Source organism: Pseudomonas tolaasii NCPPB 2192 (assembly GCF_002813445.1).
In the GTDB taxonomy this organism is placed as follows: Bacteria; Pseudomonadota; Gammaproteobacteria; order Pseudomonadales; family Pseudomonadaceae; genus Aquipseudomonas; species Aquipseudomonas tolaasii.
Genome location: NZ_PHHD01000001.1, coordinates 6,709,618 through 6,735,761 on the forward strand (window position 1 = coordinate 6,709,618; position 26,144 = coordinate 6,735,761).

The window sequence follows — 26,144 nt, forward strand, 5'->3', positions numbered from 1 at the left end:
TCAACCGCGCTCGGCAGGTACCGAGGACAGTTCGAACGGGCTGCTGCTGCGGCGCTGGTTGCGGTCTTCGCGGGGGGTGGCGCCGAAGAAGTTGCGGTAGGCGCTGGAGAAGTGCGGTCCCGAGGAGAAGCCGCACGACAGGCCGATCTGGATGATCGACTTGCTGGTTTGCATGAGCATCTGGCGGGCCTTGTTCAGGCGCAGTTCCAGGTAGTACTGGCTCGGGACGCGGTTGAGGTATTGCTTGAAAATGCGCTCGAGTTGTCGTCGCGACACGCACACGTGCTGGGCGATTTCGTCGGTGGTCAACGGCTCTTCAATATTGGCTTCCATCAGCAGAACAGCCTGGGTCAGCTTCGGATGGCTGGACCCCAGGCGGTTTTGCAGCGGAATGCGCTGGCGCTCGCCGCCTTCGCGAATGCGCTCGACCACCAGTTCTTCGGAGACGGCCCCGGCCAATTCCGCGCCGTGATCACGGGCCAGCACTGCCAGCAGCAGGTCGAGTACCGACATGCCGCCGCAAGCCGTGAGACGGTCACGGTCCCAGTCAAACAGATGGCTGGTGGCGATAACCTTGGGGAAGCGCTCGGCGAAATCGTCCTGCCAGCGCCAGTGCACGGCGGCGCGGTAGCCGTCGAGCAAACCCAGCTGGGCCAACGGGTACACACCCGCCGACAGGCCACCGATCACGCAGCCTGCCCGGACAAGCTGCTTGAGCGCGGTGCTCAGTTGCGAAGCGATGACGGTGGGCGGTTCGTCCGCCAGCAGGAACAGCTTCTGGAAACCTTCCAGCTTGCCGGCCCACGGCTCGCCCGGCAGTTGCCAGGCGCCGTCGGTGGCCGGCTCGGCGAGCAGGAACGACAGCTCGTAGACCACGTCCGGATGCACCCGCTGAGCAACGCGCAAGGCCTCCTCAGCCAGCGCAAGCGTCAGGGCTTTTGTGCTGGGCCAAATCAGGAAACCAATTTTATGGGCGGTCATGGAGTGCTATCCGAAGCGAGTAACGGTAATGAAGACAAAGGCCAATGCTAGCCCGGAAACCAAAACAAATCTCAAAACAAACAGAGATCAAAGGTGGGAGCTGGCTTGCCTGCGATAGCGGTGGGTCAGTGGATACATCTGTTTCTGATAGACCGCTATCGCAGGCAAGCCAGCTCCCACAGGGATCGAGGCCAGCTTTAAAGCTGTGGAGCATGCACTACTTCAGTGCACAAAAGCAGCCTTGATTATTTCAAACTGCCGGACAAGAACTGCTGCAAACGCTCGGACTGCGGGTTCACCAGCACTTCACGCGGGTTGCCGCGCTCTTCGACGATACCTTTGTGCAGGAACACCAGCTGGTTCGACACTTCACGGGCAAAGCCCATTTCGTGGGTCACCACCACCATGGTGCGGCCTTCCTGGGCCAGGTCCTGCATCACCTTGAGCACTTCGCCAACCAGCTCCGGGTCGAGCGCCGAGGTCGGTTCGTCGAACAGCATCACCTCAGGTTCCATCGCCAGGGCACGAGCGATGGCTACGCGCTGCTGTTCGCCACCGGACATATGGCCGGGGAACGCATCCTTGCGATGGCCGACGCCGACTTTGGCCAGGTAATGCTCGGCCTTTTCACGGGCTTCTTTCTTCGACACGCCCAGCACATGCACCGGCGCTTCCATCACGTTTTCCAGCGCGGTCATGTGGGACCACAGGTTGAAATGCTGGAACACCATGGACAGGCGCGAACGCATGCGCTGCAGCTGTTTCGGGTCGGCGGCCTTCATGGCGCCGTCCTTGTTGGCCACCAGTTTCAGCTCTTCGTTGTTGAGCAGAATCTTGCCGGCGTGGGGTTGCTCCAGCAGGTTGATGCAGCGCAAAAAGGTACTTTTGCCCGAACCACTGGAACCGATGATGCTGATCACATCACCGGCCGCGGCGGCCAGGGACACCCCTTTAAGCACTTCATGACTGCCATAGCGTTTATGCAGGTCTTGGACTTCAAGTTTGTACATGCGGTCGGTTCTCACAAAAACAGGTGGTCAGTCGTTGAGCAAGCGCCCGTGACGCAGCGCTTCGCGCCCCGCCACCTTGGCCAGCCAGAAACCCGCTTGGGCATAACGTAGCCGTTCAACGGCAAACAACACCCCTGAAGTGCCCGCGTGCACAATGCTCACGCGGTCGGTCAGGGGGTCAATCACTTCAAAAATCGGCTCGCCTTTTTCGACCAGGTCACCCGCCTTTCGCAGGTAACTGATCACCCCGGCGTGGGGCGCGAACAGCAATTCGGTGCCTTCAAAAGGCAAGCCTTCACAGGGTTCGAATTGTGGCGCGGGCCATTCGCCCTTGATCAAGCCCTGCTCGGCCAGGAACGCCAGAATGCCTTCAGCGTGGAAGATGGCTTCGTCTCGGCCCGTATCGGCCTGGCCGCCCAGCTCCAGCGTCGTCGCCAGACACGCCAGCGGAATCTGCGCCTCGGGGAACGCCTGAGACAAACGCAGCCACGGCAACGAGCAGGCTTCGTCGAACGAACTGCCGCCGGAATCTTCCGCCAGCAGGCCGACTTTCACATTCAAGTGTGCCGACAGCGAGCGCCATTGCGGCCAGTGCTGCGGCAGCGCATACATGTGCAGCGCGGCTTCGGCGTCGCAATGCAGGTCAAGCACCACGTCGGCGGTGCAAGCGTGGCTCAGCAGCAGGCGCTGCATGCCTTGCAGCTGGCTGGCGGGCGCGGGCAAAGCGTTGAGCGTATCGGCCATTGCCTGGCGAATCATGCGCACGTTGGCGTGCGAATCATCCCCCAGTTTGCCCTTGAGCAACTCGGCAACCGGCTCGCTCAGCTCGACAAAATCACGGTTGAAATTCTTGCCGCTGCCGACCTCGAAACGCCCCTGGTGGCTGCCTTGCAGCAACTGGCCCAGGCCCATCGGGTTAGCCACCGGCACCAGCTCGATCACGCCATTGAGGGCGCCTTGCTGTTCCAGCTCGGTGAGGCGCTTTTTCAGCTCCCACGCGGCGCGCATCCCCGGCAATTCATCGGCGTGCAGGCTGGCCTGGATGTAGGCCTTGCGCTCGCCCTTGCCGAAGCGAAAGACACTCAGCTGGCGCTCGCAGCCCAGGTGGCCCCAGGGCAACAGATGATCGATACGTTCCATATCAATGCTTCCGTGGAGCCAGGTAGCTCAGCCAGCGGCCTTCGGCCAACTTGAACAAGCGCACCAGGATGAACGTCAGGCACAGGTAAAACGCGCCGGCGGTGATGTAGGCTTCGAACGGCAGGTAGAACTGGGCATTCACCGTGCGCGCGGCGCCGGTAATGTCGATCAGGGTGACAATAGAGGCCAGGCTGGTGGTCTGCAGCATCATGATCACTTCGTTGCTGTACTGCGGCAGCGCCCGGCGCAGGGCCGACGGCAGCAGAATGCGGCGGTACAGCTTGTAGCGCGACATGCCCATGGCCTTGGCCGCTTCGATCTCGCCATTGGGCGTGGCCTTGAGGCTGCCGGCGATGATTTCGGCGGTGTAGGCGCTGGTGTTGATCGCAAACGCCAGGCACGCACAGAACGTGGCGCTGGACAGCAGCGGCCACAGGAAGCTTTCGCGCACGGCGTCGAACTGGGCCAGGCCGTAGTAGATCAAAAACAGCTGCACCAGCATCGGCGTGCCGCGAATCACATAGGTGAACAACCAGGCCGCGCCATTGACCAGCGGCTGCTTGGACACGCGCATCAAGCCCAGGGGCAAGGCGGCAAGCAGGCCGAAGAACAGCGAGATGGCCAGCAGTTTCAGGGTGGTCAACAAGCCGCCAAGGTACAGCGGCATGGCATCCCAAATGACGTTGTAGTCGAAGATCATAGATCAGCCGCCCTTACGCCTACCGAGTAGCGCTTCTCAAGATGACGCAAGGCCAGCAACGAGACGCTGGTGATCACCAGGTACATCGCCGCCACTGCGAGGAAGAAGGTAAAAGGCTCGCGGGTGGCGTCTGCCGCCTGCTTGGCCTTGAACATCATGTCTTGCAGGCCCACCACCGAAATCAGCGCGGTGGCCTTGGTCAGTACCAGCCAGTTGTTGGTAAAGCCGGGGATCGCCAGCCGGATCATCTGCGGCACCATCACCCGGAAAAACACCTGGAACGGGCTCATGCCATACGCCATGCCGGCTTCTGCCTGACCCTTGGGAATGGCCATGAAGGCGCCACGGAAGGTTTCCGAAAGGTAGGCGCCAAAGATGAAACCCAGGGTGCCGATGCCGGCGGCCAAGGGGTTCAAGTCGATATAGTCGTCGTAGCCGAGCATCGGCGCGACGCGGTTGAGCAGGTCCTGACCGCCGTAGAAAATCAGCAGGATCAGCACCAAATCGGGAATCCCGCGGATCACCGTGGAGTACAAGTCACCCAGCCAGGCCAGCCAGCGCACCGGCGACAGGCGCAACGCGACCCCGATCAGACCCAGAACAATGGCCAAGGCCATGGACGACAAGGCGAGCTGAAGCGTCAACCATGCGCCATCGAGGATGACGGCCCCGTAGCCTTTCAACATGATTCAGGTCCTCGAAAAGGGGGATGAAAAAATGGCGCAAACCTCAGGAATTCTGTTGCTTGCGCCATTGCGGACAGACAGCTGCGACGAGTTACTTAGGGTCAGCGCCGTAAATATCGAAGTCGAAGTATTTGTCCTGGATTTTCTTGTATTCGCCGTTGGCACGGATCGCCGCGATGGCCGCGTTGATCTTGTCCAGATCGGCCTTGTCGCCTTTACGTACCGCGATGCCTACGCCGTCGCCGAAGTATTTGACGTCGGTGAACTGTGGGCCCACGAACGCGTAGCCTTTACCGGCCGGCGTCTTCAGGAAACCGTCTTGCAGCAGGGTGGCGTCAGCCACGGTGCCATCGAGGCGACCGGCTTCCACGTCCAGGTAGATTTCGTTCTGCGAGCTGTAAGGCACGACGGTGGCGCCTTTGGGAGCCAGCACTTCCTTGGCGAAACGGTCATGAATCGAGCCGCGTTGCACGCCGATTTTCTTGCCTTTGAGTTCATCCAGGCTGTCGCTGACGGTGGTGCCTTCCTTCATGACCAGGCGCGCCGGGGTCAGGTAGTAGCGGGTGGTGAAGTCCACGGACTTCTTGCGGTCGTCAGTGATGGACATGGACGACAGGATCGCGTCGATCTTGCGCACTTTCAGCGCCGGGATCAGGCCGTCGAATTCTTGCTCGACCCACACACACTTGACCTTCATCTCTGCGCACAGGGCGTTACCGATGTCGTAGTCAAAACCCACGATGCTGCCATCCGGCGCCTTCGAGGCAAACGGAGGGTAAGCCGCTTCGATACCAATCTTCAGGGGCTTCTCATCAGCGAAAGCCTGCATGGACAGCACGGACAGCGCCAGGGCGCCCAACAGCACGAGTTTCTTCATCTTGGGACTCCATCGGTATAGGGCAAAAAGCAGAATGAGCCAGGGCCCACGATGCGACTTAAGTGAAACCGAATAGCGGTGCTGCGTCCTACACAGGTTCAACACCTGAGACGACGAGCGAGTGATCGGCATTCTAACGACAGGCCGGAAGCCGATATTTCCTCAATGCGACAACAATTTACAGAAGCACCGAGAAAACGGTTCCAGCACATTGACAGCCTCTGAGTTTTATGCAGAGACAAAAGATATTAAACCTGTTGATGCTGCAAATAGCGGGCCTATTATTCGCAAACCCTTCTGGCACGGCAAGTCTGGCGTTTAATCTTATTTCCGGGGGTGTCTGGAATGGGGTTTTTCGGGGCGCTGCCGTAGCGCATTGCCTCAGGATCGGGCGGCGGGTTACACATTTGGCAGGGGCGGTAACATTCGGAAATGCCCTACCTGAAAAACCGATATTTATTGGTTTGGAAATGATCGTTCCCACGCTCTGCGTGGGAACGATCGGCAGAGCCCACAAAAAAGCCCCACCCGGCTTTCACCGAATGGGGCTCTGTACGCGGCCTTACGCGACGTTCATGGTCTTGTGCGTCTCAATCAAATGCGCCACCACACCCGGATCCGCCAGGGTGGAGATATCCCCCAGCCCGTCATACTCAGCCGTGGCAATCTTGCGCAAAATCCTGCGCATGATTTTCCCCGAACGCGTCTTCGGCAACCCCGGCGCCCACTGGATCACATCCGGCGAAGCAATCGGCCCGATCTCTTTACGCACCCAGTTTTTCAGCTCCAGGCGCAACGCTTCGTTCGGTTCCTCGCCATTTTTCAGCGTGACGTACACATAGATGCCCTGCCCCTTGATGTCATGGGGCACCCCCACCACCGCCGCTTCCGCGACTTTCGGGTGGGCAACCATTGCACTTTCTATCTCGGCAGTGCCCATGCGGTGGCCGGACACGTTCAGCACGTCGTCCACACGCCCGGTGATCCACCAGTAACCGTCTTCATCACGACGCGCGCCGTCACCGGTGAAGTACATGCCACGGAAGGTCTTGAAATAGGTGTCGACGAAACGGTCATGGTCGCCGTACAGCGTACGCGCCTGGCCCGGCCATGAATCGAGGATCACCAGGTTGCCTTCGGCAGCGCCTTCGATGATGTTGCCCAGGTTGTCCACCAGCGCTGGCACCACACCGAAGAACGGGCGTGCAGCCGAACCCGGCTTGAGCGCGTGGGCGCCCGGCAGCGGGCTCATCAGGGTCGCGCCGGTTTCGGTCTGCCACCAGGTGTCGACGATCGGGCAACGGGATTGGCCGACGTTCTTGTAGTACCAGTCCCACGCTTCCGGGTTGATCGGCTCACCCACCGAACCGAGCAGACGCAAGCTGCTGCCGTCCACCCCCTCACAGGCCGCGGTGCCGGACGCCATCATTGCGCGAATCGCGGTCGGCGCGGTGTAGAGGATGTTGACCTTGTGCTTGTCGACGATCTTGGCGACGCGGGTGATGTCCGGGTAGTTCGGCACGCCTTCGAACAGCAGCGTGGTCGCGCCGTTCGCCAGCGGGCCGTAAACGATATAAGTGTGGCCGGTGACCCAGCCTACGTCGGCGGTGCACCAGTAGATTTCACCCGGGCGGTAGTCGAACACGCGCTCATGAGTCAGGGCCGCGTAAAGCAGGTAGCCGCCGGTGGTGTGCTGCACGCCCTTGGGCTTGCCGGTGGAGCCGGAGGTATACAGGATGAACAGCGCTTCTTCGGCGCCCATCTCTTTGGGCGCGCACACGGTGCCCGCCACTTTCATCAGGTCTTCGTACCAGATGTCGCGATGCTGGTTCCACTTGATGTTGCCGTTGGTGCGCTTGCACACGATGACTTTCTGAATGCTGCTGGTTTCCGGGTTGGTCAGCGCGTCATCGACGTTGGCCTTCAGCGGAATTTTCTTACCGGCGCGGATACCTTCGTCAGCCGTGATCACCACCTTTGACCGACAGTCGATGATGCGACCGGCCAGGGCTTCCGGGGAAAAACCGCCAAACACCACGGAGTGAATCGCACCGATACGGGTACACGCCAGCATGGCGACCACGGCTTCGGGGATCATCGGCATATAAATAGTCACCACGTCGCCGCGGTGCACATCCTGGCCGCGCAGGGCGTTGGCGAACTTGCAGACTTCTTCATGCAGTTCGCGGTAGGTGATGGTGCGGCTTTCGGAAGGATCGTCGCCCTCCCAGATGATGGCGGCCTGGTCGCCACGCTCGGCGAGGTGGCGGTCCAGGCAGTTGTAGGAAACGTTCAGGGTGCCGTCGGCAAACCATTTGATGTCGACATGGTGGTCGTCGAAAGAGGTCTGCTTCACCGCGGTGAAAGGCTTGACCCAGTCAAGGCGCTTGGCTTGCTCACGCCAGAAGCCATCGGGGTTGACCACCGACTGCTGGTACATGGCCTTGTAGGTCGCCTCGTCGGTCAGCGTATTGGCTGCTACTTCGGGGCGAACGGGGTACAGGGAAGCCGCACTCATCTTTCTTACCTCGGTGACAATCGTTGTTTTTGTAGGCCCTGTTGTAGCCGGGGCGCCCCCATAGAACCATTCGACGATGGTAGTAACAAGCCCCTACAAAATGCCATGCCATGTGGTTTTGCTGCTCTGGCCCGCGGCCCGTGGCGCTTTGCGCCTTGATGAAAAAAGCTTTACCAGGGGATTGTTACAAAAACCGCCAATAGTGTTTATCAAAAGTGCGGGTATATGAATATAACCCTCAGGCCTAAAATCAACTCCGCCAACAAGGCACTGTGATTAACAACGTAACAGCCCCCACGAAGGCAACGTTAATCCGAACTTTCCAACCCCAAGTTACACACGTGGCCTCACAAGGGCCCCGTGACCCACTTCGACCTCAATAAGGTAAATAGAGAAATGAAAGCTTTAGTAGTTATGGCCCTCAGCAGCCTGTGCGCCACCGCCGCCCTGGCCGACGAGGCCGCGACTGACGTAGCTGGCAGCAATACCCCGATTGTTGAAGACTATACTTACAGCACCCACCTGGACGTGGCCAAAGTATTGTCCATGAGTACCATCCCGGAAGTTTGCCAAGTTGTTCCCGTACAAATGGAATATGAAGACTCGCAAGGCCAACGCCACATTCTTAAATATCAAGTCATGGGCAACGGTTGCTCTAACGGCTAATAACTTATCAAGTTAGTTTCAAACCCGGATCTTGGTAGCCGCAGGAAATCGTTCCTGCGGCCAAGGCCCCATCCCCGCCACACCCCAATCCAAATGTGGGAGCTGGCTTGCCTGCGATAGCGACAGCCGCCACACCACCGCACTCAGCAACAGCCACCCCTCCCCAGCCTCAACAAAATACCTCCACCGCCCGTCACCCCGCCAAACCCCTGTAAACCCTCACTCTGGCTCAAATAGCAGGCTTTTTGTCTGTCATCCGTGACCATCCGCCCCAACACAAACCCGAATTTTTCACCTACAATGCGCGGGTAAATCGGGCCTGCAATATCCCTTTACACCGGGATGAAGAGCCAGACCTGAGGCCTCCCGCGCAAGCTTGCACCGACCGCTGCGCACCTCAAGCCTCACGCAGAGCACCCGTAACCCAATTACGTTTAATGCGTGCGCTAGCTGCAACAAACGATTCCTTAAGATCCACCGCGGCCTCAGGGCCGTGTGAACACCCAACCATCCGGTTTCACACGGGCACCTTTGAGCCCTCACGCAGGAGACGACACGTCATGCTGAGCTGGGACGAATTCGACAAAGAAGAAGACGGCGAAGTAGCCACCACCAAAGGCGCCAACGCCGGCCACGCCACCGAAGCCAACATGGACCGCCTCGACGGTGCCGGCGCCGCTGCCGCCATCGAAGCCCGCGCCGTCACCGCCAGTGACTCCGCCGCCATCATCCGCGCCAAAGCCGCCCTCGACAGCCTCGACGTCGCCGAAGGCCTCGCCGAACTCGAAGGCGCTTCCGCCCGCGTCGCCGTCGACGAAAAGCGCATGATCAACTGCCGCGCCGACCTCAACCAACTCGTACCCTTCAAGTACGACTGGGCCTGGCAAAAGTACCTCGACGGCTGCGCCAACCACTGGATGCCGCAAGAGGTCAACATGACCGCCGACATCGCCCTGTGGAAAAACCCCGAAGGCCTGACCGACGACGAACGTCGCATCGTCATGCGCAACCTCGGCTTCTTCTCCACCGCCGACTCGTTGGTAGCCAACAACCTGGTCCTGGCCGTGTACCGCCTGATCACCAACCCGGAGTGCCGCCAGTACATCCTGCGCCAGGCCTTCGAAGAAGCGATCCACACCCACGCCTACCAGTACTGCATCGAATCGCTGGCCATGGACGAAGGCGAAATCTTCAACATGTACCACGAGATTCCATCGGTCGCGAAGAAAGCGGCGTGGGGCCTGAAGTACACCCGCTCGATCTCCGATCCGAAGTTCGAAACCGGCACCGTTGAGACCGACAAAGAACTGCTGCGCAACCTGGTCGCTTACTACTGCGTGCTGGAAGGCATCTTCTTCTACTGCGGCTTCACCCAGATCCTGTCCATGGGCCGCCGCAACAAAATGACCGGCGTGGCCGAACAGTTCCAGTACATCCTGCGCGATGAGTCGATGCACCTGAACTTCGGTATCGATGTGATCAACCAGATCAAAATCGAAAACCCGCACTTGTGGGATGCCGAGATGAAGGAAGAAGCGACCCAGATGATTTTGCAGGGGACGCAGCTGGAGATTGAATACGCGCGGGATACCATGCCGCGCGGGGTGCTGGGCATGAATGCGGCGATGATGGAGGACTATCTGAAGTTCATCGCTAACCGTCGTCTGTCGCAGATTGGCTTGAAGGAAGAATATCCGGGGACCACCAACCCGTTCCCGTGGATGAGCGAAATCATGGACTTGAAGAAAGAGAAGAATTTCTTTGAGACTCGGGTTATTGAGTATCAGACTGGCGGTGCGCTGAGCTGGGATTGATTCCTGAGCCGAGTACAATTAAGAAGCCCTGACTCGCTCAGGGCTTTTTTATGCCCGTTGATCCAGATGGGAGCCTTCTTACACTCAGATCGTCCAATCGATGGTTGATGTAAATGGCATAGCTAAATAACCTCGTCCGCCGGTGCCTAAGAAACGCCCAACGTAGACGGTTGCCTCAACCACACAGCTGAACATCCATCTGACCTCCGTCAGGCGGTGCGCATGCTGTCTTGAGGCCAGCTCAGTTGGAGTTTCTTAATCCGTCTCTACGTTGGGCTCTAGCCCTCCTGAAAATCACGTAGAGGTCATAGGAAATGCCTAATCAATATTTGCTCGATTTGCTGACTGCAAAGAAGGCAGGCACGACTGAGCCGTCGATTGCCATTGTATTCACGCGTCACTCTCTTCAACTTCACGCCCTACTTATAGAAAACCAAGCATGGTTCTGCGCGCGCGACCTTGGACGTTTGATGGGCTACTACCTGGATGAACGGACGACTCGTAAGCTCGACGAGGATCAGAAACAAACCCTGCGATTGCTGTACCACGGTCAACCGGAAGAAATGTTGATGATCAGCGAGTCCGGCGCCTATGCGCTGCTGGTCTATCACTACGCGCCAGAGAACAGACAGCTACGAAATTGGCTCACTCATGAAGTTATTCCGACATTGCGCGACGAACACCAGGCAAAAGCAGTAGAGCGGCCGTTGTTGAGCATGTTGGATTGGCCGCAGATGTCGTTAAATCTGTTGCATTGGCAGGATGAAGGCTGGATTCGGCTTCGGGATATGCCGTATTTATTGGTGAACCGAACCTATCGAAGTGAAGCGCCAAGGGCTTCATGGTGGAAAAAGCTCACTCAGGGCTTCCGAATGAAGCAGCGAACTCAATAAAGTAAGCGACAGCCAATTCCTGCTGAAGCGTAGGAAATTTCGTAGACGCAATATTGGCTACTCAGTATCGTCCGAGGGTTTTCTACCCTCGGCGGCTGTATGGACACGAAAAAAAGTAATACCGGATGGAGCGATCAGGAGCTTGAAGCGTCCGTCGATGGCTACCTTAAAATGTTGAAATTGGAAAGCCTCGGCCAGCCGCTTAACAAGAAAGCTGAGCACGAGCTTCTGCGCGAAAGCGCTCTAGGCGCTCGGTCTTTGGCGTCGGTCGACTACCGGATGCGCAATATTTCTGCTGTATTTGAAACGCTGAATCACACGCCAATTGCAGGTTACACCGCTGCAAATAATGTCGGCTCAGGAATCGTCTCTCGTATTCGTAGAATGCTTGAACAACGCGGCATCGTTGAATATCAAGACAACGCCCCCACTTCTGATGAAGCACTATTGGAAAGGCGCGCGGCAAAGCTTCAAAGCAAACCCATCAAGACTAAGCCCGAAGGCATCACCACGCCGCAGCAAGTCAGCACAACCAGCACGTCCTACGTACGCGATCCAGAAGTACGAGCTTGGGTGCGTCAGCAGGCGGCGGGTATTTGTGAAGGTTGCGGTTTACATGCACCGTTCAACCTAGATAACGGCCAGCCATTTCTTGAAGTACATCACGTCAAGCACCTCGCCCAGAAGGGTTCGGATCGCACGAGCAATGCTGTAGCCTTGTGCCCCAATTGCCATCAGCGTTGTCACCGGTCGAGCGATCGGGAGGCTTTCACCGCCGCGCTTTACTCTAAAATCGAAAGATTGATACGCGAGTAAACGCCTGCTGTCACAGTTGATGCATCACCCCATTGATTAGATAGGACCGAGGCCCACCCGTGAACCCAGACATGCTCGAAGCCGGCCCCGCTGACGCCAAAGTACTCTCCGTCTTTGACTTCGACGGCACCCTGACCCACCACGACAGTTTCGTGCCCTTCCTTAAGTTTGCCTTCGGCCCCGGTGAGTTTTACGGCCGGATGCTCAAGCTGGCGGTGCCGGGGTTGCGTTTTTTGGTGCGGCAGATCAGTCGGGATGAGTTGAAGGCGCAGTTGATCCGCACCTTTATGACGGGGGTGGAGAAGGCTTGGGTTCAGCAGAAGGCGCAGGCGTATTGCCAGAAGACGTGGCCACGGTTGATGCGGCCGACGGGCTTGCAGTCGGTGGCGGATGAGGTGAAGTCCGGGGCGGTGGTGACGCTGTGTTCGGCGTCGCCGGCGTTGGTGTTGCAGCCGTTTGCCGATCGGCTGGGGATCAAGTTGATCGGAACTGAGCTTGAGGTGGTGGACGGGGTGTTGACCGGCAAGCTCACGGGGAATAACTGCCGCTGTGAGAACAAGGTGCTGCGGCTTGAGGCGGTGTATGGGGATTTGGGCGAGTATCGGCTGAGGGCTTGGGGCGATACGCGTGGGGATCGGGAGTTGTTGGCGGCGGCGCAGGATGCGCATTTTCGGCATTTTCATTCGAAGAAGAAACGGGCTCGGTTGCAGCGGTGATGCGGGTGGGTGGGGTTGGCGGGTAGACCGAGGCGATCCCTTCGCTGCCTCGCTGGGGCTCGAGAGCTCCCACATGTTGATCGGTGTTCGGCGGGGGCTATGTTGCGGCCTTGAGGTCTACACCCAACGCCGTTGCGAAGGCTTTTACCATCGGGCTTCTCGGGGCGTTGTGGCGCAGGATCAGGTTGAAGGCGGTGCTCAGTTGAACCTGTTCCGGGCACAGTGCGCGCAGGCGCCCTTCTCTTACCAGCGGTGCGGCGTAGTGTTCCGGCAGGAAGCCGAGGAAGCGGCCGGTGAGGATCAGGATGGCGACGGCTTCCACTTGTGAGGCCGAGGCGGATTGGCTGTCGTAGGTGACGAAGTTGGCCTTGTCGCGGTGGATCGCATAGCGATGGTTGACCACTTCGTATTGGCGCAGTACTTCCGGTGTTATTTCGCTCGCGTTGAACAGTGGATGTCCTACGGCGCAGTAGGCGTGGGCCTTTTCTTCGTACAGCGGAAAATAATCGAACTCTTCGCGACGTTGATAAACCGGCACGATGCCGACAATCAAGCGCCCTTCCACTACGCCACGCTCAACTTCGTCCAGTTGCGAGGCATGTAAGCGCAATCTGATTTTCGGCGACTCGCCATGTAATTTCCCCAGCGCCGCAATGAGCGGGGAATTAACGTCGGACACGGTGTTATCAATAACCCCCACACTAAGGTCGCCAATAAGCTCGTTTTGCGCCGAACTAAGCTTGTCGCGAAAACTGTCCACCGAGGCAAATAACTCGATGGACGCCTGATACACCAGCTTACCTTCTTCGGTCAGCCCGAAGCCTTCCCGGCCCCGTGTACACAGGCGCATGCCGATACGGATTTCCAGGTCGGAAATCTGCTTGCTGATGGCCGCCAGGCCCACGTTCAGCTCGTTTTGCGCAGCGCTGAAGCCACCAGCTTCGACCACGGCCATGAACACGCGCAGCAATTTGAAGTCCAGCCCGCTCAGTTGCAGGGGCGGTCGTGTGCCGGGTTTTGGCGGTATGTTTCCAGAAGTGGAAAGTGGGGTTTCCATAATACGCGTTGACCTCAAGTGCCATATTCAACAGGCTTTAACCCAATCCTTGAACATAGCCAGGCGGCGATAATGGCCGTAAACATCCGCCCTTGGCAACCTTGAATATAGCGGGTTGAACAGCACACAGAGGCTGATTTAACACCCGTAGAAACCTGACACTGCGATCAGGTCTTTTTAGTTTTTTACTGCCTCCGACTCTTCTAAAAACAAGCGTGAGGAATACCGATGTCACAGCCCACCGACCGCCTTTGGGGCGCTCGTTTCAAGACCGGCCCGTCTGCTGCTTTGGCCGCGTTGTCGCGTTGCCCCGAGCGCTATTTCCGCCTGACGCCCTACGACCTGGCCGGCTCCCGTGCCCATGCCCGTGAGTTGCAGCGCGCCGGTTTGCTGGATGAGTCGGAAACGTTGCGCACTCTCGAAACCCTCGACCGCATCGGCGAGGACTTCGCCGCCGGCCGCCTGCATCCCACCCTGGATGACGAGGACGTGCACACCTTCATCGAACGCGTATTGACCGAGCGCCTCGGCGCCCTCGGCGGCAAGCTGCGCGCCGGGCGTTCGCGTAATGATCAAACCGCCAACGACCTGCGCCTGTTCCTGCGCGACCATGCGCGCACCATCACCACCGAGGTGCTGGGTTTGCAGCAGGCGCTGGTGGAGCAGGCCGAGCAACACGTCGAAAGCATCTGCCCGGGCTTCACGCACTTGCAGCAGGCGCAGCCGATTGTGTTTGCCCACCACTTGCTGGCCCATGCCCAGTCGATGTTGCGCGATGTGCAGCGCCTGGTGGATTGGGATGCGCGTACGGCGTTGTCGCCGTTGGGTGCGGCCGCGATGGCCGGTTCCGCGATTGCGCGTATGCCTGAGCATTCGGCCAAGGAAATGGGCTACACCGGGCCGTGCGAAAACTCTATCGATGCCGTCGCCAGCCGTGACCATGTGGCGGAGTTTCTGTTTGTGGCGGGCATGCTCGGGGTGAATATTTCGCGCCTGTCCGAAGAGTTTTGCCTGTGGTCGTCGCGGCAATTTCGCTGGGTGGTGCTGGACGATGCCTACGCCACTGGCAGCTCGATCATGCCGCAGAAGAAGAACCCGGACATTGCCGAACTGGCGCGAGGCAAGGCTGGCCGGTTGATTGGCAACCTGACCGGGTTGATGTCGACGCTCAAGTCGTTGCCACTGTCCTACAACCGCGATTTGAGTGAAGACAAGCACAGCGTACTGGACAGTGTGGACACCCTGCTGCTGGTGCTGCCGGCGATGGCCGGGATGGTGGCGACCATGAAGGTGCAGGTGGAAGAGCTGCGGCGTCAGGCGCCGATGGGCTTTACCTTGGCGACCGAGGTGGCGGATTGGTTGGCGACCCGGGGTGTGCCGTTTAAAGAGGCGCACGAGATTACCGGCGCCCTGGTGCAGGCCTGTGAGAAGCATGAGATTGAGCTGTGGGAAGCCTCGCCGGCGATGTTGGCGGAGGTGGATGCTCGGCTGTTGCCTGAGGTGCGCGACTGCCTGACCCTGGAAGCAGCGATTGCGGCCCGCAGTGGTTGGGGTGGGACGGCGCCGGAGCGGGTTCGGGAGCAGATTGCGCGATTGAAAACCGCTTTGGCTGAACAGCAAAAGTGGGAAGAGAGTTATCAGGGGTTTCGGATTTAAACCTGGGTCTTTGTGGTGAGCTGGCTGGCGCTATCGCAGGCAAGCCAGCTCCCACATTAGACCGAGTAAATCCGCAGAAGCGTTATCTGATCGTTCCCACGCTCTGCGTGGGAATGCCGCCCAGGACGCTCCGCGTCCCGTTGCAGGCTCCAATTCTGCGCAATGGTGACGCGGAGCGTCACGGAATGCATTCCCACGCAGAGCGTGGGAACGATCGTGCAACACCTCTATTTTTTGGAGTAACACCATGAACCAAACCCCGGCAGAGCGCTTGGAAGCCGAGCGCAAGTTGTCCGAGAACCAGTTCGATATCACGCAGTACGAGCACGTGCCGCGTCGCTATTACGGGCGGATGTTTTTTGCCACGCTGATCGTGATCGTGCTGGCCGCGCTGTTGCGTGCGTTTGCCAATGGTCAGATCGAATGGTCCTACATCGGGCAGTTCCTCACGTCTGAGGCCATCCTTTGGGGCCTGGTGAACACCATCGTCATGTCGATCCTGGCCATGGCGCTGGGCGTGGTGATCGGGGTGATCACGGCGATCATGCGCATGTCGGCCAACCCGATCCTGCGCTATGTGGCCATCACCTACACCTGGCTGTTCCGGGGCACGCCGCTGATTTTGCAACTGCTGTTGTGGTTCAACCTGGCGTTGATCTTCCCGGTGATTGCGATTCCCGGCCTGTTCAGCATCGACACCGTCGACCTGATGACGCCGTTCGTGGCCGCCCTGCTCGGCTTGAGTATCAACCAGGGCGCGTACACCGCCGAGGTGGTCCGTGCCGGTTTGCTGTCGGTGGACACTGGCCAGTACGAGGCCGCCAAGTCCATCGGTATGCCGAGCCTGCAAGCGCTGCGTAGGGTGATTCTGCCGCAGGCCATGCGGGTGATCATTCCGCCTGTAGGCAACGAGTTCATCAGCATGGTGAAAATGACCAGCCTGGCCAGCGTGATCCAGTACTCGGAGCTGCTGCACAACGCGCAAAACATCTACTACGCCAACGCGCGGGTCATGGAGCTGCTGATTGTGGCGGGCATCTGGTACCTGGCGGTGGTGACTGTTCTTTCATTTGGCCAAAGCCGCCTTGAGCGTCGCTTTGCCCGCGGCGCCGGCAAGCGTTCGTAAGTTTGGGTTGAGGAGATTTGCCCCATGAGAAGCATCGTCAAGGCCGTCAACCTGAACAAGTATTACGACCAGTATCACGCGCTGCGTGACATCAATATCGAGGTCGAGCAAGGCGAAGTGATGTGCATCATCGGCCCGTCGGGCTCCGGTAAAAGCACCCTGCTGCGCTGCGTCAACCAGTTGGAAAAGATCGACAAGGGCGGCCTGTGGGTCGACGGCGAACTGGTGGGTTACCGCGTCGTCGGCAACAAGCTGCATGAGATGAATGAATCGCAGATTGCCCGCCAGCGGTTGGCGACCGGCATGGTGTTCCAGCGGTTTAATTTGTTCCCGCACATGACCGTGCTGCAGAACATCATCGAAGGCCCGTGCCAGGTGCTCAAGCGCTCGCCCAAGGAAGCCACCGAAGACGCGCTGGAACTGTTGGCCCGCGTCGGTCTGGCAGACAAGCGCAATGCCTACCCGGTCGAGTTGTCGGGCGGCCAGCAACAACGTGTAGCGATTGCCCGTGCATTGGCGATGCGCCCCAAGTTGATGCTGTTTGACGAACCTACGTCAGCCCTCGACCCGGAGCTTGTAGGCGAAGTGCTGTCGGTGATGCGTGATTTGGCCACCACCGGCATGACCATGATCGTGGTTACCCATGAATTGGGCTTTGCCCGCGAAGTGTCCAACCGCATGGTGTTCATGGATGCCGGCCAGATTGTGGAAGCCGGCAGCCCCGAAGAAATTCTAATAAGCCCACAAAACCCGCGTACCCAAAGCTTTATTTCTGCCGTTCGCACTTAACTAAAAAACAAACGAGAACGCCCCCATGAAAAAATTGTTTATCCCAACGTTGCTCGCAGGCCTGATGGCCTCCTCCGCTGTTTTCGCGGCATTGCCGGCAGCAATCAAGGACAAGGGTGAGATCAGCGCGGCCATCGTGCCGAACTATCCGCCGATGGATTTCAAGGACACCGCCACCAATCAACTCACCGGCCTGGACTTCGACCTGGGCAACGCCCTGGCCGAGCGCCTGGGCGTGAAGATCAAATGGCAGGAAACCGGCTTCGAGCAGATGCTCAGCGGCCTGACCACCAAGCGCGTGGACATCGTGCTCTCGGGCATGACCGACACCGCCGAACGCCAGAAAGCCGTGACTTTCATCGACTACTTCACCAGCGGCCCGCAGCTGTACACGATGGCCAAGCGTGAAGACCTCAGGGAATTGACTGACCTGTGCGGTAAAAAAGTCGGCACCAGCCGCCGTACCACCTGGCCGTCGGAAATTGCCGCGTGGAGCAAGGAAAACTGCGAAGCGGCGGGTAAGCCGGCGATCGTGGTCATCGGTACTGAAGGTTCGGCGGATGCGCGGGCACAGTTGCAGCAAAACCGCCTGGATGCGGCGATGCAGGGCAGCGAGACCATTCCTTACTTGATGTCGCTGGACAAGGGCAAGTACAAGCCGGTGGGCCTGGCGATTTCCAAGCAGTTCACCGGATTGGGGATCGAGAAGAGCAACACTGAGTTGGTCACCGCGATCAGCGAGGCGTTGCAGGGCATGATTGATGATGGCACCTACGGCAAGATCCTGAAGAAGTGGGACCTGGAGCAAGGTGCGGTAGAAAAAATCACCATCAATTCCGGTCAATAACCCGATCTAAATGTGGGAGCTGGCTTGCCTGCGATGGCGGCAGGTCAGCTTGCATATTCATTGCCTGAACCACTGCTATCGCAGGCAAGCCAGCTCCCACATTTGAGCGGTGTTCACATCTGATTTGGGTTGTATTGAAAAATAACAAGGACGCTCGCCCCACCGTGGCCACCTACTCCCTGGTAATCCGCCGCCTGATGATCTGCTCGCTGACCATCGTGATCAGCCGGGCCATGACCAGCCCGCTGATGACCCTGCTGCTGAGCAAACGCCTGGGCCTCAACCAGCAGGACATTGGTTTGCTGATGGGCATCGCGGTGTTCACCGCCACCTTGATGGGCCTGTATGGCGGCTACGTCATCGACCGCATGGAGAAACGCAAGCTGCTGATCCTGGCCATGCTCTCCAGCTCCATCGGTTTTCTGTTACTGACCTTTGCCACCAACCTCTACCTCACCACCTTGACCCTCGTGATCACCGAGTCGGCGTCGGCGCTGTTCCTGATCGGCTCCAAAGCGATCATCAGCGAGAACCTGCCGGTGGACCAGCGCGCCAAGGTGTTTTCCCTGCGCTACACCCTCACCAATATCGGCTATGCCACCGGCCCCATGGTCGGCGTGGTGATTGCCGGGCAGATGCCGCTCCTGCCATTCATGCTGTCCAGCGCCATCGCGTTTGTCAGCGTGTTTCTGATGATTGGCATCCCGCCCACCCGGCGCGATGAAAGCAGCAAGCCTTTAAGTTTTTTGACCACCCTGAAAACCCTGCGCAACGACCGCAGCCTGGTGCTGTTCACCGGTGGCAGCCTGTTGAGCACCATTGTGTATGGCCGCTACACCTTGTACCTGTCGCAATTTCTGCTGGTGGTGCACAACCCGGATGACGCGCTGAAGATTCTGTCCGCGATCCTGGCCTGTAACGCTATCACGGTGATGTTGCTGCAATACCAGATCGGCCGGTTCCTCAAGCGCGAACAATTGCGCTACTGGATGCTGCTGGGCACCGCGTTGTTCGTGTGCGGGCTGATCGGTTTCAGCCAGGCCGACGGTTTGCTGTCGTGGTGCGTGGCGATGTTCGTGTTCACCCTGGGCGAAATGATCATCTTCCCCTCGGAGTTCCTGTTCATCGACACCCTCGCCCCCGAATCGCTGCGCGGCAGTTACTACGGCGCGCAGAACCTGGCCGCCTTTGGCGGGGCGTTGAGCCCGGTGATTTGTGGTTATCTGTTGATCAATGCCGCGCCGACAGCGATGTTCTTTGCGTTGAGCGCGCTCACGGCGGTGGGCGGCACGTTGTGTTTTCTGGCCGGGCGGCGGGTAGCTGCAAACCCTGCGCCGCACATCTAATGTGGGAGCTGGCTTGCCTGCGATAGCCTTGGCACATTCAGCATTGCAGCTGTCTGACCCACCGCGATCGCAGGCAAGCCAGCTCCCACACGTTTGCGCTCCATTCGGGCGAATATTTGCGTACTATCCGGCTATTCATCTCACGGACCCGAGCCCATGAAATTCGACACGGCCTACAGCCTGAGTCTCGATGACAAGTTGTCGATCTACGACGTACGAGACCTGAATTTCGACGAAACCGCCGATTTCGACTCCGACAAGGACAGCTTCCTCTGCCCCAACGACGCCTGCCGCGCCGCGTTCGATACCGGCAATACGCTGAGCACTTTCAACGCGAAAAACGTCAACTACCTGCGCACGCCCCACTTCAAGAACAAAACCGGCACCCGCCATATCGACGGCTGCCGCTATGCCAGCCCCCATAAAACCGCGACCGGTGAGCGTGACGACGAGCGCGAGGAAAATTTCCCATCGGAATTTGTACTGACACGGCGTCAGTATGAGCGCAAAAAAAACGCGGCCAGTACTGCGGAGTCTACCCCACAGGGTCCAGCGAAAACGCCGTCAAATCGCGTCGCCTCTTCCCACAGCGCCAGCGACACCACCCCGGACAAAACCAGCGTGTTTGCCCATCCGGTGGAGTGCTACGTGTCCAACATCGACGACAAGGACAAGCTCAAGCGCATGCCGTTGAAGATCGGCGATCACACGGCCACCTACTGGACGTTTTTCAAGAAGATCGAATACCTGCAAGACAACAAGGGCCTGATCTACTGGGGCAAGATCAAAGCGATCAAAGACTACACCGCGAGCTTTCGCATCGACTTCGAAAAAAAGGTGTGGCTCGACAAGAAGCCTTACTCGGTCAACGTCTACCTGAGTAAAAAGCTCATTGAGAACTACCGTAAACGCACGGCGTTTCTGGAGCAGATCAAGGCGGCAGTGGACAGTGAAAAGACGCTGTATTGCTTCTTCTACGGGGTGACGCCGGAACTGAAACAGGTGCCGAGCAAGAAGCATCCCGAGCAGACGTTTGGAGTATTCAGCGCCAATATCGAGAACCTGGACCATCTGATTATTCGTGAGGCGCCGGGGGTGGAATAAGGGGTCGCCAGACACCCAGTTGATGAACGGTCAAAACAACTGTACAAAAACACAGTATAGTTTTGCTTCCCTCGTCGAATCCTGGAGAAACCCCATGTCCTCCCTGGCAATGAGCTCTTTCGTAGAACGGCAGATCGTCCTGCATCAATTCACCGCCAAACACAGCGTCCAGGCCCGCGCGATGCTGGGTTGGAGCCATGAAGACCTGGCCCGCCAGGCAGGCGTGACGGTGGAAGCGGTTCAGCGTTTTGAAAGTAATGCCGACGTGGCAGACGAAACCCGTTTAACCCTGGCGTTTCGCCTGGAGGCTGAAGGGCTGGTGTTTTTCCCGGGGTTTGCGCCGGGGTGGGGCATGAGTGTGCGCAGGTTTGATACCTCCCCGCCAGAACCCGCCGCACAAGGCATCATCTCGCGCCTGATGGGCTCAACAGCGGCAACAATTGACTCACCAACGCCTCAGCCGAATGGTGCGTAGAGTCCAGCCGGATAACCGGACAGGTCAGCGGTTTCAGCCAGCTTTCATGCCGACGCAAGCTACGCAGGCTGTGGTTGCCTGCGTCATAACGCGCTGCCCAAGCCAGAAACGCAACGCTGTTTTCATGGCGGCTGCCGCCTTCCAGTATCTGGTCGCCGTAGCGCTCCACCTCCCGCAATTGCAGGCGGTGCAGGCGTATCGCAGGATCAAGGCGCAGAAACACCACTTGGGTGAATTGCTCGATCATGGCGTCGCCCCAGCCACAGAGTGAGCCCGACAGTACCCAGCCGTTATGGCCGGCGCTCTGCTCTTGCAGCAGGCGAATGCGCTCTTCCTTTGGTCGGGCGACGGTGAAAGGGTCTGGCGTTTGTTGCCAGAAAAAATAGTCGGAATCGAAATAGGCGACGTTCAGACGCTCGGCCAACGCTTTGCCCAAGGTCGTGGTGCCAGCTCCGGCAGCGCCCAGAATGTGAATTTTGTAAGTCATGGCCGCTTTCCTGATTCTGTCGCACGACAACCCGTTGCACATTAAGGCATTTCAAGCACTGGCCGAGTCACGGGTTGTGCTGCTTGCTCGTACCCGTAGGCCACTTCCAGCAAAATTTGTTCGGACCAGCGGGTGCCGTAGAAATAGGCACTAACAGGCAGCCCATCCTCATTCGTGCCGCAAGGTACGGTGATTCCGGGGTAACCTGCCGCTGCGACGCCAAAGTAACTATAGGTTTCGAAGTCGGAAACCATTACGTCAAGATTGTGCTCATGGAGGGGTTCATCGATGGAATTGCGAAAGTCCTGGATAAGCGTGCTCCAGGCCGTCTCGCGCAGCTCGGGCGTCAACGTGGAGGCGATGACTTGTTTGAGTACCGGTTGGTGATCCGACTCGGTTCCATCGCGATCTTCGTTAAAGCGGAGCAATTCGGATAATGACTTGGCGGGTAACCCGGTGCGTTTGGCCAAATAGGTATTCAATTCCTCTTTCACGTCCGCCAGCAGCAGCGCTTTATAACCTGAGGCCTCTGCCAGCCGCAGATCCACCGGCACCAGAACCGCCCCCTGCCCGCGAAGCACCGTCAACACCTCGGTGAAGCGCGCGCTGTTCACTACCGGTTGTTTTTCTCCGTTCTCGGCAAACGTTTCGGGGTAGCCAATACGCTTGCCTTTCAGAGCAGCGGGGACAAGCCACGATACATAGTCGACACAAGAGGGAGCGCCCAGGCTATAAGGATCTTGCGCATCACCTCCCGCCAGCGCATTGAGCATCAGCGCCACGTCATACACCGAGCGGGCCATTGGGCCGGGAGTGTCCTGTCGACGGCTGGCGGGAATGATCCCGTTGCGGTTCAGCAAGCCTACGCTGGGTTTGAGCCCCACCACGCCATTAAGGGCTGCCGGTACAATAATGGATCCACTGGTTTCAGTGCCCACTGCCACGGGTGCAAACCCCGCTGCAAGCGCCACGGCCGAGCCGGAGCTTGAGCCGCCAACATCCGCATCGTGCTTGTAGGGGTTAAGCGTTTGCCCGCCACGGCTGCTCCAACCATCAGGATGGTCGCCACCACGAAAACCCGCCAACTCGCTCATATTAGTTTTGCCCAGGATGATCGCGCCCTGCTCTATCAAGCGCTGAACGATAGGCGCGTCATTGCCCGCAGAGTCGCCGACAAGCCCGAAAGCGCCCGCGCTGGTTTGCATGTTTTTCGTTTCAAGCGTGTCTTTGAGTAAAACCGGAATGCCATGCAACGGCCCGCGGACCGCGCCCGCAGCACGCTCACGGTCGCGTTCAAGAGCCACCTGCAAAGCCTCGGGGTTGAGTTCGATCACAGCATTCAGCTGGGGATTCAACGTGCCGATGCGAGCCAGAAAAAAATGAATCAGATCCGCTGAGGTTATCCCCCCGGGCCTGGCCAATTGATCGCTCAGTTCGCGAACACTGGCATATTCAGTGCCAGGCGGGACGGGCTTCGCGCCCGGCACCAAAGCCTGCATCGCCTGCCGAATGATTGAATGCACACCATAACCAATGACCATCGGGCCTCTCCCTGGAGTCTGGAACAACGCAGGATCAGGATTGATCCCATACGCCAGTCTAAGAACCCCGCCCGCCGCCGGCTTTCAGCACGCTGCCATTCATTGTGTAAGAGCGTTCAACACACCCTGTAGCGGTGCACTGGTACGTGCCTTTCGGTAAACCTCCAACAACGTCGGCAATGCATCCCGTGACCACCGCGCGCCATACATCCAGAGTTTCGTACCCTCCTCCAATGCTTCACACAGCGAGGGGTAGCCGCTTCTGCACGCATTGTGAAAGGCAACACTGCGACCGTCAGACACCAGAGCATCAAGCCGATGCGTACTGACCAGTTCATCGATTTCATTGTGTGTTTGAAGGTCGAATTGAAAGGCTTCATCCCCGCGTCTCGCGTTCACCGGCACCAATTGCGCACCGGCGTGGCGAAAAACCTCCAGGGCGTGGATAAATACCGCCGCATGTTCGACGGTAGTCACTTGATCGCCCCTCACATAGCGCTCGGCGAAACCGATACGCCACTCCGAAAGCGTCTGTGACTCGGTGAAGGTGGTGTTGTTCAGCACCAAAGGGACTTCCACCATCACCGGTTCGGTGGGCTCGATACCACTCAAGGCAATCAGTGATAGCGCCGGGTCGCGCACGGTTTTGAGGTGGGGCGCGAGTGCGTTGTAGCCGGGAATGGGCGCAGCGCTCTCGGGCCGATCGGCACCAAAGATGATACTGCATGGGTTTGCGTGGCTCGCAGCGGTCGCCGGAACCGCCGTATCCCCGGTCAAAAGGTGCGAATGCCCGGAAGCGCAAGGCATGCCCAAATGCCAATATTTCCTACAGGTGCTGTCCATCGGAACGCCCCCCCGAAATTAAAATTCGCGGGATCATCGCACTCTCGTCCGACGTTTGTCGCAGGGCGGAAACACCCTGAAAACTCCTTTTTTCAGGATGGCCTTATTTCAGCCCGCAACGTGATCTTTCACACCTTGAGTTTCCACGTCCAGCCACCACGCATGCCCGCGATCGGGCTGGTTCAGGCTGAACGCCTGCCCCATCGCCGGGGTGGTAATCGACACATTGCGCTCCCAGGCCAGCGCCATGATGCGGTCGAAGGGTTCGTGCCAGGCGTGAAAGGCCAGATCGAACGTGCCGTTGTGAATCGGCAGCAACCAGCGCCCCCTGAGGTCGATGTGAGCCTGCAGGGTCTGCTCCGGCTGCATGTGCACATGGGGCCAATCGACGTTGTAAGCACCTGTTTCCATCAGCGTCAGATCAAATGGGCCGTACTGCTCGCCGATGCGTTTGAAACCGTCGAAATACCCGGTGTCGCCGCTGAAAAAAATCCGCCGCCCCGCATCGATCATCACCCAGGAACACCACAACGTCTGGTTGCCGTCGAACAGGCCGCGCCCGGAGAAATGCTGGGCCGGCGTGGCGACAAAGCGAATGCCATCGACCTCGGTGCCCTGCCACCAGTCCAGCTGGCGCACTTTGCTGGCGTCCACGCCCCATTTGACCAGGGTGTCGCCCACGCCCAAAGGGGCGAGAAAATAACGCGTCTTGTCGGCCAATTGGACCACGGCGTTACGGTCGAGATGGTCGTAATGGTTGTGGGAAAGAATCACCGCTTCAAGCGCCGGCAATTCCTCAAGGCTGATGGGCGGCTGATGAAAACGTTTGGGGCCGGCCCAGCTGAATGGCGAGGCACGTTCGGCGAACACTGGATCGGTGATCCAGAATTTGCCGCGCATTTTCAGCAGGACGGTGGAATGGCCCAGGCGGAACACGCTGTGATCAGGAGCGGCCATCAGATGCTCGCGGGTCAAAGGTTGTACCGGGATGTTGCCTACCGGGCGTGTGGTGCGCGGTTTGTTGAACAGCATGTTCCAGAATATGCGCAACGTTTTGCCGAAGCCGCCGTGTTGTACCGGGGCATCGTTGGTGAAATGTCCCTGGTCCTGTTCGGCAGGCTTGAGCGCCGCAGGTGCCGGGTCGAGGCGGGTTGAGATGGTGGCCATTGCAGAGTGACTCCTGGGGTCCGCTCATGAATTACACGGCGCGCTGAATTACACTGCACAGTGTAGTTTCTAGATTGCAACAAAATCCGGAGCAAGTAAACTACCGAGTGTAATTTACCTTTAGAGCCCAACATGACAGCACCTCTGCGCCTCACCGACCGTAAACGCGGAGCCATTGTGGCCGCCGCCATCACCGAGTTTCGGGCCAACGGTTTCGAGGTCACCAGCATGGACAAAATCGCGGCCACCGCCGGGGTGTCCAAGCGCACGGTGTACAACCACTTTCCCAGCAAGGAAGAGTTGTTCGCAGAAATTCTCCACCAATTGTGGGCCAGCAGCGCCGCCCAGCTTGACGTGAGTTACACCCACGAGCTCCCTCTGCGTGACCAATTGCGCGGGTTGCTGGAGGCCAAGATGCAGATGATGTCGGACGCCAATTTCCTCGACCTCGCCCGCGTGGCCATCGCCGCCACCATCCATTCGCCGGAACGTGCGCAAGACATGGTCAACCGCCTGAGCAAACGCGAGGAAGGTTTTACCCAGTGGGTGCGCGCCGCCCAGGAAGACGGGCGATTGTCCTGCACCGACCCGGCGTTCGCCGCCCACCAGATTCAAAGCCTGCTCAAGGCTTTTGCGTTCTGGCCCCAGATTACCCTGGGGCAACCCACCCTCGACGCCACAGCCCAGGCCGGTGTCATCGAGTCTGCCATCGACTTGTTCCTCGCCGGTTACGAAGTGCGCACGCCTCTCCCCCAGTAAAAACCTGTTGCATGCACGACATTCCAGGTCGTTTTTCGCGTATTCGCCCCTCGCACTGCGCAAATGGCTTGGAAGGACACTGATTATTCCCACGCGAATAACTGACAATATTCACAATTACTATCCGATC

General features: G+C 58.6%; 25 protein-coding genes. 13 read left to right on the plus strand and 12 right to left on the minus strand.

Annotated features, from left to right (window positions below; genetic code table 11):
• The 7 genes from ATI14_RS30680 to acs all read right to left on the minus strand — a co-directional run bounded on the left by ATI14_RS30680 (position 1) and on the right by acs (position 7,912).
• On the minus strand, positions 1-981 hold the full coding sequence (locus tag ATI14_RS30680) for a GlxA family transcriptional regulator (protein WP_016973722.1): 981 nt from the start codon (positions 979-981) through the stop codon (positions 1-3).
• 245 nt (positions 982-1,226) lie between these two features.
• Positions 1,227-1,991, minus strand: a complete 765-nt coding sequence (locus ATI14_RS30685) for an ABC transporter ATP-binding protein (RefSeq protein WP_016973723.1) — start codon at positions 1,989-1,991, stop codon at positions 1,227-1,229.
• Positions 1,992-2,018: 27 nt separating this feature from the next.
• Positions 2,019-3,131: a succinylglutamate desuccinylase/aspartoacylase family protein gene (locus tag ATI14_RS30690; protein WP_016973724.1), complete on the minus strand. Its 1,113-nt coding sequence runs from the start codon at positions 3,129-3,131 to the stop codon at positions 2,019-2,021.
• A gap of 1 nt (position 3,132) precedes the next feature.
• Positions 3,133-3,831 carry an ABC transporter permease gene (locus ATI14_RS30695; protein ID WP_016973725.1) on the minus strand — a complete coding sequence of 233 codons (699 nt, stop codon included), beginning with the start codon at positions 3,829-3,831 and terminating at the stop codon, positions 3,133-3,135.
• Positions 3,828-4,517: an ABC transporter permease gene (locus tag ATI14_RS30700; RefSeq protein ID WP_016973726.1), complete on the minus strand. Its 690-nt coding sequence runs from the start codon at positions 4,515-4,517 to the stop codon at positions 3,828-3,830. The genes ATI14_RS30695 and ATI14_RS30700 overlap by 4 nt, the downstream gene beginning before the upstream one ends.
• A gap of 91 nt (positions 4,518-4,608) precedes the next feature.
• Positions 4,609-5,394, minus strand: coding sequence for an ABC transporter substrate-binding protein (locus ATI14_RS30705; protein ID WP_016973727.1), 786 nt, complete (start codon positions 5,392-5,394; stop codon positions 4,609-4,611).
• A gap of 562 nt (positions 5,395-5,956) precedes the next feature.
• Positions 5,957-7,912 carry an acetate--CoA ligase gene (acs, locus tag ATI14_RS30710; protein WP_016973728.1) on the minus strand — a complete coding sequence of 652 codons (1,956 nt, stop codon included), beginning with the start codon at positions 7,910-7,912 and terminating at the stop codon, positions 5,957-5,959.
• Between the two features lie 396 nt (positions 7,913-8,308).
• Here acs and ATI14_RS30715 point away from each other — a divergent pair, with 396 nt between their 5' ends.
• The 5 genes from ATI14_RS30715 (at position 8,309) to ATI14_RS30735 (ending at position 12,817) form a co-directional block, all read left to right on the plus strand.
• Positions 8,309-8,578 carry a DUF2790 domain-containing protein gene (locus ATI14_RS30715; RefSeq protein WP_016973729.1) on the plus strand — a complete coding sequence of 90 codons (270 nt, stop codon included), beginning with the start codon at positions 8,309-8,311 and terminating at the stop codon, positions 8,576-8,578.
• A 560-nt stretch (positions 8,579-9,138) separates the two neighbouring features.
• Positions 9,139-10,392, plus strand: coding sequence for a ribonucleotide-diphosphate reductase subunit beta (locus tag ATI14_RS30720; RefSeq protein WP_100831545.1), 1,254 nt, complete (start codon positions 9,139-9,141; stop codon positions 10,390-10,392).
• Positions 10,393-10,706: 314 nt separating this feature from the next.
• On the plus strand, positions 10,707-11,285 hold the full coding sequence (locus ATI14_RS30725) for a BRO-N domain-containing protein (RefSeq protein WP_016974693.1): 579 nt from the start codon (positions 10,707-10,709) through the stop codon (positions 11,283-11,285).
• 99 nt (positions 11,286-11,384) lie between these two features.
• Complete coding sequence (locus tag ATI14_RS30730) at positions 11,385-12,101, plus strand: HNH endonuclease (protein ID WP_080520041.1); 717 nt, start codon at positions 11,385-11,387, stop codon at positions 12,099-12,101.
• Between the two features lie 71 nt (positions 12,102-12,172).
• Complete coding sequence (locus tag ATI14_RS30735) at positions 12,173-12,817, plus strand: HAD-IB family hydrolase (protein ID WP_031320524.1); 645 nt, start codon at positions 12,173-12,175, stop codon at positions 12,815-12,817.
• 97 nt (positions 12,818-12,914) lie between these two features.
• Here the strand turns inward: ATI14_RS30735 and ATI14_RS30740 are convergent, their stop codons facing one another.
• Positions 12,915-13,874 (minus strand): LysR family transcriptional regulator, encoded by a 960-nt coding sequence (locus ATI14_RS30740; RefSeq protein ID WP_016974696.1) that lies wholly within the window; start codon positions 13,872-13,874, stop codon positions 12,915-12,917.
• Positions 13,875-14,102: 228 nt separating this feature from the next.
• Between ATI14_RS30740 and argH the strand changes: the two genes are divergently transcribed.
• The 7 genes from argH (at position 14,103) to ATI14_RS30775 (ending at position 21,217) form a co-directional block, all read left to right on the plus strand.
• Positions 14,103-15,530, plus strand: a complete 1,428-nt coding sequence (gene argH / locus ATI14_RS30745; RefSeq protein WP_016974697.1) for an argininosuccinate lyase — start codon at positions 14,103-14,105, stop codon at positions 15,528-15,530.
• A 247-nt stretch (positions 15,531-15,777) separates the two neighbouring features.
• On the plus strand, positions 15,778-16,656 hold the full coding sequence (locus ATI14_RS30750) for an amino acid ABC transporter permease (protein ID WP_016974698.1): 879 nt from the start codon (positions 15,778-15,780) through the stop codon (positions 16,654-16,656).
• A 24-nt stretch (positions 16,657-16,680) separates the two neighbouring features.
• Positions 16,681-17,445: an amino acid ABC transporter ATP-binding protein gene (locus tag ATI14_RS30755; protein ID WP_016974699.1), complete on the plus strand. Its 765-nt coding sequence runs from the start codon at positions 16,681-16,683 to the stop codon at positions 17,443-17,445.
• A 25-nt stretch (positions 17,446-17,470) separates the two neighbouring features.
• Positions 17,471-18,292: an ABC transporter substrate-binding protein gene (locus ATI14_RS30760; protein WP_016974700.1), complete on the plus strand. Its 822-nt coding sequence runs from the start codon at positions 17,471-17,473 to the stop codon at positions 18,290-18,292.
• Positions 18,293-18,456: 164 nt separating this feature from the next.
• Positions 18,457-19,638, plus strand: a complete 1,182-nt coding sequence (locus tag ATI14_RS30765; RefSeq protein WP_026082969.1) for an MFS transporter — start codon at positions 18,457-18,459, stop codon at positions 19,636-19,638.
• Positions 19,639-19,794: 156 nt separating this feature from the next.
• Positions 19,795-20,742, plus strand: coding sequence for a hypothetical protein (locus ATI14_RS30770; RefSeq protein ID WP_080520036.1), 948 nt, complete (start codon positions 19,795-19,797; stop codon positions 20,740-20,742).
• Between the two features lie 94 nt (positions 20,743-20,836).
• Complete coding sequence (locus ATI14_RS30775; RefSeq protein ID WP_031320525.1) at positions 20,837-21,217, plus strand: helix-turn-helix domain-containing protein; 381 nt, start codon at positions 20,837-20,839, stop codon at positions 21,215-21,217.
• On the opposite strand, the gene ATI14_RS30780 is transcribed toward ATI14_RS30775, so the two are convergent.
• The 4 genes from ATI14_RS30780 to ATI14_RS30795 all read right to left on the minus strand — a co-directional run bounded on the left by ATI14_RS30780 (position 21,147) and on the right by ATI14_RS30795 (position 25,255).
• On the minus strand, positions 21,147-21,704 hold the full coding sequence (locus ATI14_RS30780) for an AAA family ATPase (RefSeq protein WP_016974703.1): 558 nt from the start codon (positions 21,702-21,704) through the stop codon (positions 21,147-21,149). The two genes, ATI14_RS30775 and ATI14_RS30780, sit on opposite strands and share 71 nt — an antisense overlap.
• A gap of 41 nt (positions 21,705-21,745) precedes the next feature.
• Positions 21,746-23,245: an amidase family protein gene (locus ATI14_RS30785; protein ID WP_016974704.1), complete on the minus strand. Its 1,500-nt coding sequence runs from the start codon at positions 23,243-23,245 to the stop codon at positions 21,746-21,748.
• Positions 23,246-23,344: 99 nt separating this feature from the next.
• Positions 23,345-24,052: a hypothetical protein gene (locus ATI14_RS30790; protein WP_016974705.1), complete on the minus strand. Its 708-nt coding sequence runs from the start codon at positions 24,050-24,052 to the stop codon at positions 23,345-23,347.
• Positions 24,053-24,196: 144 nt separating this feature from the next.
• Positions 24,197-25,255: an MBL fold metallo-hydrolase gene (locus ATI14_RS30795; protein WP_016974706.1), complete on the minus strand. Its 1,059-nt coding sequence runs from the start codon at positions 25,253-25,255 to the stop codon at positions 24,197-24,199.
• A gap of 132 nt (positions 25,256-25,387) precedes the next feature.
• Between ATI14_RS30795 and ATI14_RS30800 the strand changes: the two genes are divergently transcribed.
• Positions 25,388-26,014: a TetR/AcrR family transcriptional regulator gene (locus ATI14_RS30800; protein ID WP_016974707.1), complete on the plus strand. Its 627-nt coding sequence runs from the start codon at positions 25,388-25,390 to the stop codon at positions 26,012-26,014.
• Positions 26,015-26,144 lie beyond the last annotated feature (130 nt).

What these genes read in the sequence shown, in the direction of transcription:
- ATI14_RS30795 (WP_016974706.1), bottom strand. Translation starts at nt 25,255, where the DNA reads ATGGCCACCATCTCAACCCGCCTCGACCCGGCACCTGCGGCGCTCAAG.
- ATI14_RS30720 (WP_100831545.1), top strand. Translation starts at nt 9,139, where the DNA reads ATGCTGAGCTGGGACGAATTCGACAAAGAAGAAGACGGCGAAGTAGCC.
- ATI14_RS30790 (WP_016974705.1), bottom strand. Translation starts at nt 24,052, where the DNA reads ATGCCTTGCGCTTCCGGGCATTCGCACCTTTTGACCGGGGATACGGCG.
- ATI14_RS30760 (WP_016974700.1), top strand. Translation starts at nt 17,471, where the DNA reads ATGAAAAAATTGTTTATCCCAACGTTGCTCGCAGGCCTGATGGCCTCC.
- ATI14_RS30755 (WP_016974699.1), top strand. Translation starts at nt 16,681, where the DNA reads ATGAGAAGCATCGTCAAGGCCGTCAACCTGAACAAGTATTACGACCAG.
- ATI14_RS30770 (WP_080520036.1), top strand. Translation starts at nt 19,795, where the DNA reads ATGAAATTCGACACGGCCTACAGCCTGAGTCTCGATGACAAGTTGTCG.
- ATI14_RS30700 (WP_016973726.1), bottom strand. Translation starts at nt 4,517, where the DNA reads ATGTTGAAAGGCTACGGGGCCGTCATCCTCGATGGCGCATGGTTGACG.
- acs (WP_016973728.1), bottom strand. Translation starts at nt 7,912, where the DNA reads ATGAGTGCGGCTTCCCTGTACCCCGTTCGCCCCGAAGTAGCAGCCAAT.
- ATI14_RS30800 (WP_016974707.1), top strand. Translation starts at nt 25,388, where the DNA reads ATGACAGCACCTCTGCGCCTCACCGACCGTAAACGCGGAGCCATTGTG.
- ATI14_RS30715 (WP_016973729.1), top strand. Translation starts at nt 8,309, where the DNA reads ATGAAAGCTTTAGTAGTTATGGCCCTCAGCAGCCTGTGCGCCACCGCC.
- ATI14_RS30725 (WP_016974693.1), top strand. Translation starts at nt 10,707, where the DNA reads ATGCCTAATCAATATTTGCTCGATTTGCTGACTGCAAAGAAGGCAGGC.
- ATI14_RS30775 (WP_031320525.1), top strand. Translation starts at nt 20,837, where the DNA reads ATGTCCTCCCTGGCAATGAGCTCTTTCGTAGAACGGCAGATCGTCCTG.
- ATI14_RS30730 (WP_080520041.1), top strand. Translation starts at nt 11,385, where the DNA reads ATGGACACGAAAAAAAGTAATACCGGATGGAGCGATCAGGAGCTTGAA.
- argH (WP_016974697.1), top strand. Translation starts at nt 14,103, where the DNA reads ATGTCACAGCCCACCGACCGCCTTTGGGGCGCTCGTTTCAAGACCGGC.
- ATI14_RS30685 (WP_016973723.1), bottom strand. Translation starts at nt 1,991, where the DNA reads ATGTACAAACTTGAAGTCCAAGACCTGCATAAACGCTATGGCAGTCAT.
- ATI14_RS30785 (WP_016974704.1), bottom strand. Translation starts at nt 23,245, where the DNA reads ATGGTCATTGGTTATGGTGTGCATTCAATCATTCGGCAGGCGATGCAG.
- ATI14_RS30705 (WP_016973727.1), bottom strand. Translation starts at nt 5,394, where the DNA reads ATGAAGAAACTCGTGCTGTTGGGCGCCCTGGCGCTGTCCGTGCTGTCC.
- ATI14_RS30780 (WP_016974703.1), bottom strand. Translation starts at nt 21,704, where the DNA reads ATGACTTACAAAATTCACATTCTGGGCGCTGCCGGAGCTGGCACCACG.
- ATI14_RS30680 (WP_016973722.1), bottom strand. Translation starts at nt 981, where the DNA reads ATGACCGCCCATAAAATTGGTTTCCTGATTTGGCCCAGCACAAAAGCC.
- ATI14_RS30740 (WP_016974696.1), bottom strand. Translation starts at nt 13,874, where the DNA reads ATGGAAACCCCACTTTCCACTTCTGGAAACATACCGCCAAAACCCGGC.
- ATI14_RS30750 (WP_016974698.1), top strand. Translation starts at nt 15,778, where the DNA reads ATGAACCAAACCCCGGCAGAGCGCTTGGAAGCCGAGCGCAAGTTGTCC.
- ATI14_RS30735 (WP_031320524.1), top strand. Translation starts at nt 12,173, where the DNA reads ATGCTCGAAGCCGGCCCCGCTGACGCCAAAGTACTCTCCGTCTTTGAC.
- ATI14_RS30690 (WP_016973724.1), bottom strand. Translation starts at nt 3,131, where the DNA reads ATGGAACGTATCGATCATCTGTTGCCCTGGGGCCACCTGGGCTGCGAG.
- ATI14_RS30695 (WP_016973725.1), bottom strand. Translation starts at nt 3,831, where the DNA reads ATGATCTTCGACTACAACGTCATTTGGGATGCCATGCCGCTGTACCTT.